Below are 16,491 nucleotides of genomic sequence, written 5' to 3'. Positions count from 1 at the left end.
CTTCTAACTAATCAAGAACCTAATACTTATTATAAGAAGATGCGCAAATATTGGTTTTTGACCTTGCAGCACCTATAAAAGCAGGTAGACAAAAGGTCTACTTTGGCAGAATTCCGCAGTATACCGAAGCAAAACGAACCATTTCCGAAGGACTTTTAGAATCTATCTTCACCACAAGATTTGTTCGGGTTTTCTCATCTACTCTCGAGTACTTTAAAAGCGTATCTGCATACCCCCAGGCTTTATTTCGAAGGGTCTTTACTTTCTCTGCTTCTTCTAACCTCTCTTGCTCCTTCAGACTGTGATACAAACCATTTAAAGCGAATCCATTTTTCGGAAAGTTGATCAGGTCATACCTGTAAGCCTCTTCTGCCAATTCAAATTTTCCCATGTCCATGTAGAGCTCACCTAAAAGGTGTCTTACTGAAAAAAACCAATCTGGTGGTTCATTGTAGGTCATTTGATCTTCAATATTTACCGCCTGCTTTAGCAGTTTTTCAGCTTTCGCAACATCGTTGGTTTTCCTTGCTATTTCCGCTCCCAAAACATTCATCGCAATATCAATAACCATCTGCCCTGAATTAATTCCGAAGATCAGGAAGTCTTCAAATCCAGCACCCGTTTGTGCTCTATCCAGCGCATCAAGTTCCTCCTGAGCTTTTGTTAACTGCTTCATATTAGCGTATGCCATGCCTCGGGCATAATGCCATAATGCAACCATGTATGGGTATTTCACATCTGGCCTGCTCAATGCCAAAATTTTCTCCCATTGAGCAAACTTCACCAACACATTGTAGGGCACGGTCATGAAATGCTGGGTTGTTTCAAACCCTGGCTTAGCCAACAGGGACTTATCGATGGTATTCGTCATTTTGAATGAGGACTCGATTGCAAGCGCACCCCTCCCTTCCAAAGCTGCACAGGCCGCCAGAAAATGATAGTTGTGATAGTAGTAAAGCGGAAAGGCTCCCTGAGCTTTGCACTGAGCCGAGTAAATACTGTCCGCTTGTACAGCATCAATATTTACCTCAGTTCCAATGTGATAATCACCCGTATTTATATAGATGTGTGATGGCATGTGCACCAGATGGCCGGCTCCCGGAATGATGGTTTTGTGCAATGCCCTAGCCTCATCTGCTGCATCATGAGGCCTATCACTGGCTTCCATTGCATGAATGTACAGATGCTTTGCGAGTGGGTGATCGGGGTTGGATTGCAGGGTGCTTTCCAGAACTTCAACAATCTCAGGAGTCCACTCTTTGGCTGGACCTCCTTTATAATCGTATAAATCCCATGGGTGCTGAAGCATCAATGCCTCGGCATAAAAGGTGCCAACATCTGAATTCGATGGATTCTTTTCCAAAGCGAACCGCATACGCTCAGCAAAAGCTTCCAAGTCAACATCGTCTGATTTAAAGGAATACTTAGATTCAGATGCCTCGATCAACAGCCTCTCCCAGTCCTTAACTGTGTTCTTCAGGTTAGACGCTTTCTCTACAGCCCAAATAATCTCTTCCTTGTTTGATGGGTCAAGCGAGGCATTGTAATTAGGCCCCAAGGTGTATGCAAGTCCCCAATAAGCCATGGCAAAGGAACTATCCAGACGAATAGCCTCCCGAAAAGACCTGGCCGCTTCACCATGATTAAACCCATAAGTAAAGATCATTCCCTGATCAAAGAATTGTTTTGCATCCTCTGAACGGTGTGTTACAGACATGCTGTAATCACCTATGTTTTCGAAAAGTGGCGCTTGGAAGGCTTTCTCCCTGTTTTTGCAAGATGACATCAGTAGAAAGATGGCTACCAGGATGCCAATGGTCATCACGAATCTCTTTGGTGATGATAAATGGATTGATTTTCTCATTCTATTTTGATTTTAGAGAACAAAAATCAAAAAAGAGAATGTGAATACTTCCTTAATATAGTATACCAAAAGTGAACGGTAGGTAGACAATGGGTTGACTACCCCAATGAGACCAGAAAATCATTTACTGTTGTTTCCGTCGGAAGCTCTAGTTTCTTTTTCAACCGATACCTGGCAGTCTTGACACTTTCTGTGGAAATGCCCATCATGTCCGCAGTTTCTTTGATAGAAAAATTCATCTTGATCAGTGCACATAATTTCAGATCATTGCCTGTCAGAGAAGGTTGATGCTCAAGTAGTGAATCAAAAAATCCAGTGTGCAGATTTTCAAATCTCAATTTAAAGTCTTCCCAATCTTTATCTACCTGCAAATGTTTATTCACCGTTCGCTCCATCGAAATTAAATCCTTTCTCATGTCATTGGGAGAACGCTTTTTTAAATCGGTTATCAGTTCTGTTAGCTCCTCAAAAAGCTGGTTCTTTTGAAGAAAATTTACGGTATAAGAAACCAGTTCTCTGTTTTTAAACTCCAGTTCGTGCTTAACTCGATCTGCTTCCTTTTCGGCTTTTTCCGCTTTTCTCTGAGCGGCAAGTTGTCGGTTTCTAACAATTAGAATACCCACAATTACTATAGCGATCACCAGGATGACTAATATAATAAACCGTGTTTTTTGGATTTCCGCCTCCTGCTCCAGGATAATAATTTCACCTTCCTTGGCCTCAATTTGTCGCTTTTGTTCAGTGATGGCCAGCTCTGTTTCGAGCCGGGTTATGTTATTTAGAGTCTGCTCATTCAGAATACTATCCTTTTCCTGTATGTATCGGTCATAATAATCAATTGACCGGCTCAGATTTCCTTTTTTTCTGGCTGTTAAATGAAGTCCCTTATAGATTTCCTTTAGCCACTTGTGTGAATTGGTCTTCCTCGCATACTCAAGTCCTCTAACCAATATGGCTTCTGCCTTTTCAATGCTGCCCTTTCTTAAATAAACATCTGCCATCTCGGAATGTGACTTTGCGATTCCATCAATGTCATTAATCTTCTTGCCTATTTCTATAGATTTTTCAAAGTAATGGATCGCACTATCATAACTTCCGGTTTTGGAATACAGCATCCCATACCGATTTAAAATTTCAGCCTGCCCATATAAGAAATTTGCTTTAACATGTATCGTACCTGAACGATCTAAAAAGTCATATGCAGCTTCGAGTTTCCCCTCATCTATAAAAACCGTTGCAAGTTTGGTGTAGGTCGTTGCTTTTCGATTTTCGGCATTAATCGCCTCGAACATCTTTAAAGCCTCAAAATAATACTTGGTAGCTACTTCATTATCCTTTCTGTCAGCGTAAATAAGTCCAATATTCATTAGACAATTACCCCAGCCTAAAGAATCACGCTCTTGCTCATAGATGGCTAATCCATCCAACAAAAACCTCAAACCATGATCATAGCTACCCCGTGCCCAATGCGCCACACCAATCACGCGATTTGCAAATGCCAACCCTGAACTATCATTTAAGATCTCAGCCAGCACCTTTGCTTGTTGCCCATAGATGATTGACTGAACCGGATCAATAATCCAATACTCAAAGCCAAGGTTATTCAATATTTCTACTTTGAATTCATCTTCTACGCGATGGTTGAGCAACTCATATTTTAAACTATCAATTCTTTGAGATAGCGCAGAACCAATTGAAACAGAGAGTAAAAAAATGACAAATAAATACTTCATTGAGTGATTGCGGTGACAAGTAGAATATTCTAATACGATCTTCCACCTTAAGTGTTTAACCTTTTCGATTATATTAGATACTCTCAAAAAGAAGATCACATGGCAAAAATCCTCACTCTTTCACTATTCATCGTTTCATTGCAGTTAATAGGTCAAAACCCATATTTTCCTAAAGTTCTCTCCATGAAGGAACGAGCAGAAGTCGTCGACCAATGGCTGGAAGAACGGGTGCAGACGGTGCTTCCTGAGGTGATGCAGCGTTCCGACATTGATATGTGGATCATCATCGCCAGGGAGTACAATGAAGATCCAGTTATCAAAACGATGTTGCCAGCTACCTGGCAGTCAGCCAGAAGAACCACCATGTTGATCGCCTATGATCCTGGTGAGGGCAAAGCACTGGAAACATTTGGCATGTCCAGGTATAATACCGGTGACCTTTTCAAAACAGTTTGGAACAAGGAAGAACAGCCCGATCAGTGGAAGGCCCTAGCAGATATGATCATCGAAAAAGATCCAAAGAAGATTGGCATCAACAAGTCTGAGACATTTGCACTTGCAGATGGTATCTCCTCTACGCATTATGAAATGTTGATGAATGTGCTTCCTAAGAAGTATCAGGATCGAGTGGTTGGAGCCGAAAATGTAGCTATTGGGTGGCTAGAAACACGAACTGCCAGCGAAATGATGGTGTATCAAAACATCGTTCGAATGGCGCATCAGATCATTTCAGAAGGTTTTTCAGAGAAAGTGATCCAACCAGGTGTAACTACCACAGACGATGTAGTCTGGTGGTATCGGGATCGCATTCGTGAACTTGGATTCACCGCGTGGTTTCATCCTTCGGTATCCATCCAGCGAGCTGATCCTGAATCGTTTGATCATTTGAGATCATTCTCCGAGAGACCAGAACAGCAGGTCATTTACCCTGGCGATCTGCTTCATGTAGATTTTGGGATAACCTACCTAAGACTCAATACCGATACGCAGCAACATGCCTATGTACTGAAACCCGTAGAAAAGGAAGCACCTGAGTATCTCAAAGAAGCATTCAAAAAAGGCAACAGAGTTCAGGATATCCTTACTTCTAATTTCAAAACAGGAAGAAGCGGAAACGAGATTTTGAAAGCAACTTTAGATCAATGCAAATCAGAAGGACTTAAAGGTGTGATTTATACCCATCCTATTGGCTTTCACGGGCATGCTGCCGGACCCACCATCGGGCTTTGGGATCAGCAGGGAGGTGTACCTGGGAAAGGTGACTACCCGCTCTACCCCAACACAGCTCATTCCATAGAACTAAATGCGGGTGTATATCTTGAAGAATGGGGCAAGGAAATCCGCATCATGCTGGAAGAAGATGCGTTCTTTGATGGTGAAAATGTGAGATACATAGATGGACGAGCCACTGAGATCATGACGATTCCGAGAGTGCTTCATCCAAACGAATGAATTTTCACCTTCACATACCTGCGGGGCAGCTCGCGCAATTCATCCAATCGATGGCTTACTTCGATGAGTACACGCCTGATTATGAAAAAGAACGACTGCTGCCCGATGGATGCCAGACTTTAATCATTGACCTAACAGAAACGCCGAAGCGAATTTTTGATAATGTCAGCCTAACGGACAAGCAGGTTTGTAAAAACTATTGGTTTTCAGGTGCACGTAATGAGCTTCTCACCATTGATGCAGGCGGGATTAATTCCAGCATGCTGGTGATAAACTTTACATTCACAGGTGCCTATCAGTTTATTCATCATCCATCAGAACAAACAAAGAGTCAGGTTATCGCTGCGGATGTCTTTTTTCAGTCCCAAATTCACGCTCTTCGGGATCAATTGTTAAACACCGAGGAAGTGGTTACTAAGTTCTGCGTAGCAGAGCACTTTTTATATCAAAGACTACTCGATCAAAGCCCTCCGGAAGCAATCGTTAAGGCCTCCACGCTGATTGCATCCAATCCACAAACCGGTACACTAAAGTGGATATCTGACAATAGTGGCTACAGCCAAAAGCATTTCATTGGTTTGTTTAAAAAATATGTAGGCCTTACACCCAAAGGTTTTCAAAAAGTGATGCGCTTTCAAAAAGTAATTCACGACCTGGAAACCATGAATTCCATCAACTGGACCCAACTAGCGCTAGATTGTGGGTACTTTGATCAAGCCCACTTTATCAATGAATTTAAGGCATTTTCTGGGTTTAACCCCCAACAATATCTGATGGAAAAAGGGCCTGATCTCAACTATATTCCACTGAGGTAAATTTTTTCCAATACTTAAAGGTTGGTTGCCTCTACTTTTATCTCAAAAAATCAATGGAAAACATGTACATCAATCACTGGGCAGTATTAGTAGCTGCCATCTCAAACTTAATTATTGGAGCAATTTGGTACTCGCCAGCACTCTTCTATAAAGCCTGGAAAGAAGAAAACAACAAAACAGACGATGACTTTAAGAACATCAACATTGGAAAACTTTATGGTATTTCCACGATTCTTTCTGTCATTATTTGCTACAACATGGCATTCTTTCTCGGTGATGCAAATACTGACTGGATTTGGGGAACAACAGCAGGGTTCCTTGCTGGTTTTGGATGGGCAGCCATGATATTCATCATCATTGCCATGTACGAACAGAAAACCATCAGATACATGCTTATCAATGGTGGCTATATCGTGGTGTATTTCACGTTAATTGGATTTATATTGGGAATCTGGAGATAACAATCATGAAAAACCTAACTTATTTAATGCTTGGAGTCATTCTTTTTTCATGCGCAAAAAAGGAAGCTGACCAACCATCCAAGTCATATCGAATCGCTTATAATGTGTGGACTGATAAAGAAGGAGATAACTACGAAGTATTCACCATGAAGGCAGATGGTTCTGACCCCATAAACATCACCAATTTAAGTGGTGTGGAATGGACTTATCGAGCGTATAATGATAAAGTGTTATACATCTCAGACAAAGACACCTGCCATCGTTGCTACTTCCTGTATGAAACGGATGCTTATGGAAAAGAACATCGAAAAATCGGTGGCCCACAACTTCGGGATAGCTGGATGAGTACGCGGAGAGGGGGTGAAGAGATCATCGTAAACCCGAGAGTTGAAGGTGATAGTGCTTTCTATATTATCAACAAATCAGGTGAACTGGTTCAGAAAGTGTATACGGGACTTCCCTATTTCAGTGATCCGTTTTTCTCACCCGATGGACAGGAAATTGTCTTTAGGGGATCGAAAAAGCGATTTAAACCGAACATCGGCTACCAGGATGAGCTCTATATAGTTGGCGTGGATGGCAGTAACCTCCGCCAGCTAACCTACTATCCACAAGATGACACCACTGCCAACTGGTACAGCTACCATGCGGGTCCTCCTTTTTGGGAGCCTAATCGCAACATCATTACTTATCATTCCAAACAACAAGGAGGTTCCTATTTGTTTCAAATCAATCCTGATGGTACCGGACAGAAGAAGTTAACTCCGGATTCCATTTTAGTTGGCTGGCATTCCTGGTCACCCGATGGTCAGCATATCACTTTTGATTCCAACACCGGAGGGAAAGATGGTAAAATGAACTTCGACATCTTTACCATGGAATACGAGACCGGTGCGATTACTCAGGTGACAACTGATACGCTTTTTGAGCAAGCACCTGTGTTTGTGGAGGTGGAGTAGAAAATTGAGCATGTCTCAAAGTTTGCGAACGAAGTGAAGCAATCTCATCGAGGATACTCCATATATAAATGAGATCGCGCTTTGCGAGCCCCTTATTGTGTTGTTGGATCCCTTTTGGGAATAAAAGGGTTGCGTTGTGTCACCCCCTAACCCCCTCAAGGGGGAATATAGGGTGTTTTTAAAGTTTGATTATTAAATCTCTAAGGATCACATCACTGTCAGAATCACGCCCATTAGGGTAAGAAGAATTACGAAGTAAAAGCTATTGATGAACCACAGTTTTAATGAGCTTCTTGAAAATAATGCGTTCACACCCATCGCCAGGGCTATGAAAAAGAAGCCAATGTGAAAACCGTAAGCTGCTCCCTGCCCGACAGAAGGATCCGTGCCTCCATGATTCAAAAACAAAGCAAGTTGTAATGCAATCAAGAATTCTAGTACGAATGCTGTTCCATAGATCTTGGCCATGTTCGCTTCTTTCAGTTCATCTTCAGTAAACCCCATTTCAGCCATCCAGGCTTTCCCGAAAATAGGTCCATACCAAAGACCACCTACAACAAAAGCGGAGACAGTAGCTACCAGCACCGCCAACCAGTTAATTGATGAAAAATCCATAATAGAGTGTAGTTAAGTTAGTTTGATAATCAACAAGATAAGAAGAATGTACCATTATAAATATGATTCTTTGTGAAGAAGTTGATGTGCAATCATCAAAAATTTTACCAGTGGTTTGACCAAAAAGACCTCACCTATTAACCTTGCAATAACATTTATTTAATGTTGATTAATTTTATCCATTGCAAGAGTTAAAAACATTACCGCCAGTCACAGAAGTGAAAAAGACATTTTTTAGAGCTAACAACCTCATCCTCATCTTAGAGGTAGTCCTTTTCATTGCCTTCTTAGGGTTTATTGTCCTCAATAGTTTCTACCATTTTGTTGGTTGAAACTCGTTTGTTGATTGAAACTCGGTATTTAAAATAGCCGAAAACAATAGCCGGCAACCCTAGCCATTGTAGTATGAACATCGCCAGAGACATCATTCCTTCCAAAGGCTTTCCTCCCATCCCAATCAGCAGCTGATCTCCAATATTTCCCTGTGAAAAGACAATTAGGTTGACCACATTCCAGCCTAAATGAAGCGCTATCGGAAGCAGCATCGAACCTGTTTTTGCATAAGCATAAGCAAACATCAACCCCCAGGTGCCAGTAAGCAGGAACACAAAAATCATTGGTTGAAGATTCCCGATGATTCCATAAGAAAACCAATGATACACTCCAAAAGCAATGGCTGAAATCCAACATGCTTTCAAACCCCCCAGCCTTAATATCAATATGTAGAGTAAAGCACCTCTAAAGAGAAATTCCTCGAAAAGCACAGACTTTGTCACATACCAAAGGCTTTGAATGAAGATTTTGAAACTATATGATTCATTCAGCATCCAATAGCTTCCTGATGCGATTGCTGTCAATTGATAATACAACAAACTCATGGTTGCAGCCATCAACAAACCAAGTCCGAATTCAGCGAGTGATTTCCTAGCAGGAACGAGTCCTAAAACATTTAAATTTTGCTTTGTAAAAAATCGGAGAATCACCCAGGATAGAGCAACCTCCACAATGATTCCGATCATAGGCGGTAAGATGTGTAATTTTCAAATCATGTTGCTATCCAAATCAAAAAAATTATACTCCAAATGAAATAGATTTGCCGCATGGCAGAAGCGAAGGCAGAATACCTGGAACAACTCAATCCCCCCCAACGCGAAGGTGTAGTAAATGTAGAAGGTCCGTGCATGATCATAGCAGGTGCAGGATCGGGAAAAACACGTGTGCTCACCTACCGAATTGCACATCTGATCAAGGCACATAATGTAGACCCTTTCAACATCATGGCGCTGACTTTTACCAATAAAGCTGCCCGTGAGATGCAAAAGAGGATTGAGCAAATGGTAGGAGCTGAAGCCAAAAATTTGTGGATGGGTACTTTTCACTCGGTATTTGCACGAATACTTCGGGCAGAGGCTGGCAAAATTGGCTACCCAAGCAACTTTACCATCTACGATACCGATGACTCCAAGTCACTCATCAAGCTGATTGTCAAGGAGTTTAATCTGGATGATAAGGTCTACAAACCAAACATTGTCTATAGCAGAATATCAGGAGCAAAAAACCGGCTGGTATCCTGGCGGGAGTACCTCAACAACCCGATCTATTTGGAGGATGATACTCAAAATATGCGCCCTGAGATGGGACGCATATATAGGACCTACTGCGAGCGATGCTTCGCTGCTGATGCGATGGATTTCGATGACCTCTTATTCAATACCAACATCCTGTTTCAGGAACATCCGGATGTCTTGAATAAGTACCAGCAGCGCTTTCATTATGTGATGATTGATGAGTTTCAGGACACAAACATCTCGCAGTACCTGATTGCCAAACGACTGGCAGCAGTCCGTCAAAACATTTGTGTGGTAGGTGACGATGCGCAGAGTATTTATGCCTTTAGGGGGGCTGACATCCAGAACATCCTGAATTTCGAACGGGACTATCCGGATTTGAAGATGATTCGCCTGGAGCAAAACTACCGTTCTACTAAGACGATTGTGAATGCAGCCAACTCGGTCATTGGGAAAAATACCGCACAGCTTAAAAAGAACGTGTGGACAGACAACCAGGAAGGTGAGCTAATCGAATTGATCAAAGCCACCTCTGATAACGAAGAGGGTAAACTCGTGGCTTCAGCCATCTTTGAAACGAAGATGCAAAATCACTGCTCTGAGAAAGAGTTTGCGGTCTTGTATAGAACCAATAGTCAGTCAAGGGCTATTGAAGAAGCGCTTCGTAGAAACAACATCAAATATCGAATCGTTGGTGGGCTTTCTTTCTATCAACGTAAAGAGATCAAAGACCTTCTCGCCTACTTCCGGTATACGGTCAACCCGAACGACGAGAGTGCCATGCGTCGGATCATCAACCTCCCGAAAAGAGGGATTGGTCCAGGCACCATTGATAAGATGGTGGTTGCCGCCAATGAAGAAGGTAAGGAGCTGTGGGAGATCATGGAAAAGGCCTCCTCTTATGTAGGCAACCGTGGAGGCACCCAAGTGGAAAACTTTGTGGCGCTGATCAAATCTTTCAGACTCACCAATGAAAAGAAAGATGCGTACGATACAGCTGCTCAGATAGCCAAGACCTCCGGTTTGCTCAAAGAACTGTATGAAGACAAGACCATTGAGGGAATGAACCGCTACGAGAACACGCAGGAGCTGCTCAATGCAATCAAGGAATTCACCGATGATCCGGAAAGGGAAGACAAGAGTCTGGGTGCTTTCCTGCAGGATGTGGCACTGCTGACGGATGAAGACCGCAATAAGAAAAACGAGGAAGCAGTCACGCTAATGACCATTCACATGGCAAAAGGATTGGAATTTCCTTACGTATTCATTGTTGGTTTGGAAGAGGAGCTTTTTCCCTCACAAATGATGCTGAGTAGTCGAGCGGATCTGGAAGAAGAGAGACGACTTTTTTATGTGGCCATCACACGGGCTGAAAAGAAGCTGTACCTGAGCTACGCACTGAACCGATACCGATACGGACGACTGAAAAATTGTGAGCCAAGCAGATTCCTGGAAGAGGTAGACCCTGAGTTTATCAAGGTAAACCGAAAGTTTTCCTCCAAAGATCCGGTCTCTCCCGGCATCAATTACGTGACCAAAAATTTTGTGTCCAACATAAAAAAAGAGAATACGACGAAGCGATTCGCTGCTAAAGTGAACCATACGCCTAGTGCTGATTTTGAGCCTAGCGATACAACCAATCTTGCGGAGGGCATGAAGGTAGAGCATCCCAAGTTTGGGTTTGGGGTGGTCACCAATATTGATGAGCAGGGAGCCAACAAGAAAGCAAAAGTAGACTTTGAAAAGGCAGGAGAAAAAACCTTGCTGCTCAGCTTCGCGAAACTCCGAATACTCGATTAGTGTTAGAACAATCATTCGATCTCAAAACAACATTTATGAAAGAGAATAATGTGCTTCCATTTGTTGAGGAAGTAGTAAAAAACACCCCTTCTGACTGGTTAAACCTTACCACCCACCGTTTGGACATATACAATGAGTCTCTGGCCAAAACTGAATTCATTGAGCAATTTGAAAACCTCTATAAGTCTGGCCAGGCCAGTGAAGAGCAGCTAAGCCAATTACCAACAGCCTACGACTACATACGATTAGGACACCCACTATCTTCCGTTTTGGAGTGGACTGTAGCAAAACTCAATGGCTTAGATTCAGATCAAGTCATCAGCTTTTCATCATTCACTATCCCCATTTTAGCGGTATTGAGAAAGAATTTGTTTGACCATAAAAACACTCAAATACTTTACTCAGGAGGGCTGCCTGATACATTTGATGCAGAAACGATCAAGCGTGTATATGGCTACAACTTTGAAGTGAAAAAGGTGGAAAGCATCGATACAATATCTGTGTTTGATGGAAGTGTCGTGTTTGTATCTTCATTGGACAATATTGGTCAGATAGACCTGCACGACAACATCGATTTCCACGTGGGAATATATGATGACATGGGCAGTATCTTAACGATCGATGGATCAAAAAACGCTTCATACGTATCTGCCATTCAGCATGTGCGTAGAAGGGAAACGATCGCCATGACGCCTGTCAACTGCTATGCTGCTTTAAAACAACTTGGCGGGAAATCCCCTTCGACCAATCAGGCAGACAACATTAAGGCCGACAAAACGAAGGTGCAGGAAACCATCAAAGAGATCACTGCAACCAAAACCACTCCTTTGCTGGGTTCTAGTGGTCTTTCTGTGCAGTACGCCATTATGATGGGGCTGATTGAAGATGCACGCACCAAACATCCTGATAAAAACATTAAGTTCATCGTCCCTCCTAATTGCTATGGAGGCACCAACGATCAGGCCAGACGGGTAGCTGCATGCCTGGATCATGTAGAGATACTGGACCTTCCGGTAGATCGGGAAAACAACATGGTGGATAGCACCGAGAGGGTATTGGAAAAAGTAGCCCTAGAAGATGCCATCCCTTTTATCATCGTGGAGATCCCAACCAACCCACGTGTAGAGGTTCCCGATCTGGAAAAGCTGAGAGATGCCCTCAGCAAAGCACGCAAAACAACTAACGGAGCACAAGCAGTAGATCCCGTATTCATCATTGATCAAACTTTTTGTCCCAACGTCCAATTCCTCAGTGAAGACTGGATATTCTCATCCATCCGCACCATCTCGTACGTGAGTGGGTCCAAATTCCCAAGCGGAGGCAAATGCACGGCAGGCTATTGTGTAGCCAATGACCGGGCGGCTGACCTAATGGAGGCAATCGAAAAACATCTGATCTTGTGTGATAATGAAGCCACAGACCTGCAGGTATCGATCCTGACAGAGCAGATGCCCTCCATGAATCAGCGCATTCAGAACGCATATGTGAATACCCGAACCTTTGTGGATTTCATACAGAAAACACTCCCTTCTGCTAAAATTAATTTTGTTTCAGAAGAGCTTGCTGCACAAGAGTTTACCCCATCGGTTTTTTCATTGGACCTCCCTACCAAAGGGAATACCGAAGAAGAACGTGAAGCTCACAAGCGAAAGCTCAATGAAAATTTAATCCACATGATGATCACCGAAATCCCCAAAGACAGCAAATATTGCGTAAGCTATGGGCAGCTGAAAGGCTGCTACTGGACCATTCCAGCCACCTCTACCCAAGGCACCACCAAAGAATCCGACAAGGATTACATTGCCCGGGTGTCAGTCTCTCCTGATTTGGATTTGGAAAAGCACAAAGAAGTATTCAAGTTGTTTGTGGAGAAGATGTGAGCCTGCAGTATCTTGAACTACCATTTTCTATCAATGCTAATCAAATAAGTCGATTGAAACTGTAACTATTTGATTCTTATTCCATCTTCTACTTTTAATAAGGATGTAGAGCTTGTGAAAAGTAAAATAAAGGATAACAGATCGTTAGAAATACATGTGCTAATTGAAATTGTTGTGGTGCTGACAGCCATGATTGGAGTAAAATGGATCTTTGACAATTTCAACATCATTGGAGCTGGATCATTAGGAATATGGTGTGGAATTTTTGCCGCTACATATTTCATGAAAAAAAGAAAAGTTAACTGGAAAACCCTTGGGCTAACTTTTCCAAAAGGTAAGCGAGAGTGGTTGACTGGACTAGGATTAGCATTGCTAACAGTTGTTATTGTTTTCCTAATGATGGGACTTGTTTTAGATCCCTTGCTGTCTCAGTTTGGTCTGGAAAAGCCATCGGATGTTGCAGATAGGTTTCGGTTCTTTCTAGGCAAACCATGGGTTTTCACCACTTATCTTATTACCGTTGTTTGGATTGGTGCAGCTTTAGGAGAAGAGCTATTGATGAGAGGTTATCTGCTCAATAGGTTGTCCAATTTCTTTGGTAGCAGCAAGTCAGCGTTGACTATTTCATTAGTCATTCATTCGATCATTTTTGGAATGTTACATTCCTATCAGGGATTAGCAGGAATTATTACCACTGCTTTTATAGCGATGGTATTCGGTACGGTTTACTTAATCAGTAAAAAAAGACTTTTTCCTGTAATCATGGCTCACTTATTAATCAACACAATTACCTTAACCGCATTTTATCTTACAGGAGGAGAGGTAAATTAACATCCTAGTTAAAAACCTCCAACATACCATCTTTATGACTAAGTCCTTAAGATTATAAAGAGAGGATATGGATGATTACCCACCTGCTAAATCCAACAATTTCTTATACTCTGCCTGCTTTTCAACATCTCCTAGTCGTTCTGCGATCGTAATGATGTCTTTGATTATGTCTTTGGAGAATGGATCATCATAACGAGCCAGCTCCAGGTATTTAATTCCTTCCTCATAATAAGCTTTAGCCTTTTGCATCTCTAGTACATTGGTCGTACTATCAAAAATCAGATCACCGGCTTCTTTATTTGTTTCTCCCAAATAAAGATCCACCAAAGTAGTAACTTCAAGCTCTTTCACCAGCTTCAGGTACTCAATCCTTTTATCCAGCAATTTTAATTTTTCAGGAACCTCGTCTGCCTTTTTAACCTGCTTCGCATACGAATCAGCTTCTTCGACAAGCAACCCACTGAGTGTGCGGTACGTATCGCTGATTTGAGACTCGTAATCCCTATCCATTGACAGTACTTTGGAAAGGTCATTATAGGCCAGCATTAAAGGGTCTTGTTCGGCATTTCCTTTCGATTTTTCTGCGCGTTGCAGCCAAATCAGCCCTCTGTAATAGTAGATTTTTGCCTTTGCTGTTTCTGTCAGCATCTGCGATATCTCGATCGCATTATCAAAGTCTACCATAGCCTCATCATACTCACCTACGTTGAAGTGACGAATGCCGGAATCAACGTAACTTTGTGATAGCACCAATGAGGCCGTTGTAAGAAATAGTACAAATAAGACAGGCTTCATGATGTTTGGTTGACGGTTATCAATTATATAATACAAAATTAACGTTTTAGTAACCCCTAAAGAACTGTGCGTTCGTAAATGTCTAAAAATGATCCAATCATACTACCCGAAAAGTACTATTTAGATTACTTTAATTATGTGCTTGAATTTGTAGAGCGGCAATACGATCATATCCTGGACAAACCAGAATACCTTTTCTATCAGGAATTCAGAGATTTGTCTGAGCAGGCTCAATGTTTGTACCTGCGATTCTCAAACAGACGGGGTAATTATTTTAGAGTAAACAAAATCTCTTACGCTGAGATTCCAGATTTGCATGATGCAAAAGAGGAACTCTTATACCAGGGGTTTATCCAGGTGAATGAAAGCACTGATCCGGATCAATTTCGCTTGTTTACCAAGCAAGAGCTGATCTCGTTGTATGAATTCCTACATCCCACTCAAAAGAAAGCGGAGATATTGCTGGAATTGACTGAGACGGACATTCCTGTCATTCACGAAAAGGAAGAAGTAGCTGAGGTGCTTAAAAATGAAGAGGTTGATTTCATCAAGCTGCTATTTTTTGGTCACAGAGGTGGGCAAATGACTGATTTTGTCATAAGGGACGTTGGCAATGTGAAGATTGAGAAACTAGATGAAACGAAGTTTAGGCCCTGGTTTGAATCCAGAGAAGAGGCACTGGCAGTCATGCATCTCTCCCAGCTTAAGAGAATGATTTACGAGATTCAGGAGGCCAACCTCCCGTTAGAAGATTACCTGGAGGAGTTGCCATGGGAGACGTGGCTCTCCTATCCCCGATCTGCCAAAACTGCTGAAAAACTGCTACTAAAAATTGCTTATTATTTTGAGCAAATACTGAAACCCGACCTGGCACTTAGCTACTATTCGTATACAGACAAACCTCCCGCACGCGAACGTAAGGTAAGGCTCCTGGATCGAATGGATCAAAAGGAGGAAGCCATGCAAATAGCTAAACAAATTCTGGTTAACCCGGCCAACGCCTCGGAGCTCACTTTTGCAACGGACTTTCTCAACCGAAAAGGCATTCGGATTGATCGCAGCATGACCAGGCGGCTAAAGGATGCTCCAAGTATCGAAATCCCACGACCAGAATCAACCGTCGAAAGAGCTGTGCTGGCACATTTTGAAGATAAGGGATGGAATGGTCTCCATTCAGAAAATTTTCTTTGGAGAGGACTGCTAGGTTTGATATTCTGGAACATCATCTTTGATGAAAGTCACGGCTCCTTTCATCATCCGTTGCAAAGGCAACCATCGGATTTAAATGACACCATTTTTTTTGAATCCCGCGAAACACTTCTTATCAATCAGCTAGATCGCATCAAAACGAGGAAACAAATGCTCAAACAGATTGCTGACATACATGCAGAAAAACAAGGAATTGCTAATCGATTTGTGACCTGGCATGAGTCATTGCTCCCCTCGCTGGAGGTTATGATCCAAAAATTGCCTTTAAAGTCCCTGAAGAAAGTACTGTTGGAAATGTCGAAAAACATGAAGGAAAACAGCGCCGGGTTTCCTGATCTTTTTCTTTGGAACGAGAACGATTACCAGTTTTATGAAGTGAAGTCGCCGAATGATCAGCTTTCTGCTCAGCAGCTATATTGGTTAGACTTCATGGCATCTGAAAAAATCAAAGTGGATGTTTTGAGGGTCAACTATATGGATTAGTTAATTTCGACATTCATTAAATCAAT

At 42.2% G+C, this 16,491-nt stretch carries 13 protein-coding genes; 8 read left to right on the top strand and 5 right to left on the bottom strand.

All coding sequences use genetic code 11. The annotated features are described in order from the left end of the window. Nucleotides 1-97: 97 nt before the first annotated feature. Both ACP14Y_RS16590 and ACP14Y_RS16585 read right to left on the bottom strand, forming a co-directional pair. Complete coding sequence (locus tag ACP14Y_RS16590; RefSeq protein ID WP_424964012.1) at nt 98-1,864, bottom strand: hypothetical protein; 1,767 nt, start codon at nt 1,862-1,864, stop codon at nt 98-100. 98 nt (nt 1,865-1,962) lie between these two features. Beyond that, on the bottom strand, nt 1,963-3,597 hold the full coding sequence (locus tag ACP14Y_RS16585; protein ID WP_424964011.1) for a tetratricopeptide repeat protein: 1,635 nt from the start codon (nt 3,595-3,597) through the stop codon (nt 1,963-1,965). 99 nt (nt 3,598-3,696) lie between these two features. On the opposite strand from ACP14Y_RS16585, the gene ACP14Y_RS16580 reads away from it, so the two are divergent. Genes ACP14Y_RS16580 through ACP14Y_RS16565 form a run of 4 tightly spaced genes read left to right on the top strand, consistent with a single transcriptional unit; the run spans nt 3,697 to nt 7,284 of the window. After that, complete coding sequence (locus ACP14Y_RS16580; RefSeq protein WP_424964010.1) at nt 3,697-5,049, top strand: M24 family metallopeptidase; 1,353 nt, start codon at nt 3,697-3,699, stop codon at nt 5,047-5,049. Further along, nucleotides 5,046-5,864 carry an AraC family transcriptional regulator gene (locus tag ACP14Y_RS16575; RefSeq protein ID WP_424964009.1) on the top strand — a complete coding sequence of 273 codons (819 nt, stop codon included), beginning with the start codon at nt 5,046-5,048 and terminating at the stop codon, nt 5,862-5,864. Before ACP14Y_RS16580 ends, ACP14Y_RS16575 begins: the two co-directional genes overlap by 4 nt. Before the next feature lie 53 nt (nt 5,865-5,917). After that, the gene (locus ACP14Y_RS16570; protein ID WP_424964008.1) at nt 5,918-6,325 is read left to right on the top strand and encodes a DUF1761 domain-containing protein; all 408 of its coding nucleotides are present in this window, start codon (nt 5,918-5,920) and stop codon (nt 6,323-6,325) included. Nucleotides 6,326-6,330: 5 nt separating this feature from the next. Next, entirely contained in the window at nt 6,331-7,284 is a 954-nt protein-coding gene (locus ACP14Y_RS16565; protein WP_424964007.1) for a TolB family protein, read from the top strand. A 207-nt stretch (nt 7,285-7,491) separates the two neighbouring features. Here ACP14Y_RS16565 and ACP14Y_RS16560 read toward each other — a convergent pair whose 3' ends face one another. Then, on the bottom strand, nt 7,492-7,899 hold the full coding sequence (locus ACP14Y_RS16560) for a DUF1761 domain-containing protein (RefSeq protein ID WP_424964006.1): 408 nt from the start codon (nt 7,897-7,899) through the stop codon (nt 7,492-7,494). A gap of 287 nt (nt 7,900-8,186) precedes the next feature. Continuing rightward, nucleotides 8,187-8,918, bottom strand: coding sequence for a lysostaphin resistance A-like protein (locus tag ACP14Y_RS16555; RefSeq protein ID WP_424964005.1), 732 nt, complete (start codon nt 8,916-8,918; stop codon nt 8,187-8,189). A gap of 81 nt (nt 8,919-8,999) precedes the next feature. Between ACP14Y_RS16555 and ACP14Y_RS16550 the strand changes: the two genes are divergently transcribed. The 3 genes from ACP14Y_RS16550 to ACP14Y_RS16540 all read left to right on the top strand — a co-directional run bounded on the left by ACP14Y_RS16550 (nt 9,000) and on the right by ACP14Y_RS16540 (nt 13,978). After that, nucleotides 9,000-11,267, top strand: a complete 2,268-nt coding sequence (locus ACP14Y_RS16550; RefSeq protein ID WP_424964004.1) for an ATP-dependent helicase — start codon at nt 9,000-9,002, stop codon at nt 11,265-11,267. 35 nt (nt 11,268-11,302) lie between these two features. Next, entirely contained in the window at nt 11,303-13,147 is a 1,845-nt protein-coding gene (locus ACP14Y_RS16545; RefSeq protein ID WP_424964003.1) for a cystathionine beta-synthase, read from the top strand. A 114-nt stretch (nt 13,148-13,261) separates the two neighbouring features. After that, the gene (locus ACP14Y_RS16540; RefSeq protein WP_424964002.1) at nt 13,262-13,978 is read left to right on the top strand and encodes a CPBP family intramembrane glutamic endopeptidase; all 717 of its coding nucleotides are present in this window, start codon (nt 13,262-13,264) and stop codon (nt 13,976-13,978) included. A 75-nt stretch (nt 13,979-14,053) separates the two neighbouring features. Here ACP14Y_RS16540 and ACP14Y_RS16535 read toward each other — a convergent pair whose 3' ends face one another. Beyond that, nucleotides 14,054-14,773 (bottom strand): hypothetical protein, encoded by a 720-nt coding sequence (locus ACP14Y_RS16535; RefSeq protein WP_424964001.1) that lies wholly within the window; start codon nt 14,771-14,773, stop codon nt 14,054-14,056. 78 nt (nt 14,774-14,851) lie between these two features. Here ACP14Y_RS16535 and ACP14Y_RS16530 point away from each other — a divergent pair, with 78 nt between their 5' ends. Further along, nucleotides 14,852-16,465, top strand: coding sequence for a VRR-NUC domain-containing protein (locus ACP14Y_RS16530; protein WP_424964000.1), 1,614 nt, complete (start codon nt 14,852-14,854; stop codon nt 16,463-16,465). Nucleotides 16,466-16,491 lie beyond the last annotated feature (26 nt).

It is taken from the genome of Ekhidna sp. (assembly GCF_965247405.1).
GTDB lineage: Bacteria > Bacteroidota > Bacteroidia > Cytophagales > Cyclobacteriaceae > Ekhidna.
This window is presented reverse-complemented; position numbering and strand designations above follow the sequence as displayed.

Bases quoted from the DNA above. Each gene is read 5' to 3' on its own strand.
- ACP14Y_RS16590 (WP_424964012.1), bottom strand. From the start codon at position 1,864: ATGAGAAAATCAATCCATTTATCATCACCAAAGAGATTCGTGATGACC.
- ACP14Y_RS16585 (WP_424964011.1), bottom strand. From the start codon at position 3,597: ATGAAGTATTTATTTGTCATTTTTTTACTCTCTGTTTCAATTGGTTCT.
- ACP14Y_RS16580 (WP_424964010.1), top strand. From the start codon at position 3,697: ATGGCAAAAATCCTCACTCTTTCACTATTCATCGTTTCATTGCAGTTA.
- ACP14Y_RS16575 (WP_424964009.1), top strand. From the start codon at position 5,046: ATGAATTTTCACCTTCACATACCTGCGGGGCAGCTCGCGCAATTCATC.
- ACP14Y_RS16570 (WP_424964008.1), top strand. From the start codon at position 5,918: ATGGAAAACATGTACATCAATCACTGGGCAGTATTAGTAGCTGCCATC.
- ACP14Y_RS16565 (WP_424964007.1), top strand. From the start codon at position 6,331: ATGAAAAACCTAACTTATTTAATGCTTGGAGTCATTCTTTTTTCATGC.
- ACP14Y_RS16560 (WP_424964006.1), bottom strand. From the start codon at position 7,899: ATGGATTTTTCATCAATTAACTGGTTGGCGGTGCTGGTAGCTACTGTC.
- ACP14Y_RS16555 (WP_424964005.1), bottom strand. From the start codon at position 8,918: ATGATCGGAATCATTGTGGAGGTTGCTCTATCCTGGGTGATTCTCCGA.
- ACP14Y_RS16550 (WP_424964004.1), top strand. From the start codon at position 9,000: ATGGCAGAAGCGAAGGCAGAATACCTGGAACAACTCAATCCCCCCCAA.
- ACP14Y_RS16545 (WP_424964003.1), top strand. From the start codon at position 11,303: ATGAAAGAGAATAATGTGCTTCCATTTGTTGAGGAAGTAGTAAAAAAC.
- ACP14Y_RS16535 (WP_424964001.1), bottom strand. From the start codon at position 14,773: ATGAAGCCTGTCTTATTTGTACTATTTCTTACAACGGCCTCATTGGTG.
- ACP14Y_RS16530 (WP_424964000.1), top strand. From the start codon at position 14,852: ATGTCTAAAAATGATCCAATCATACTACCCGAAAAGTACTATTTAGAT.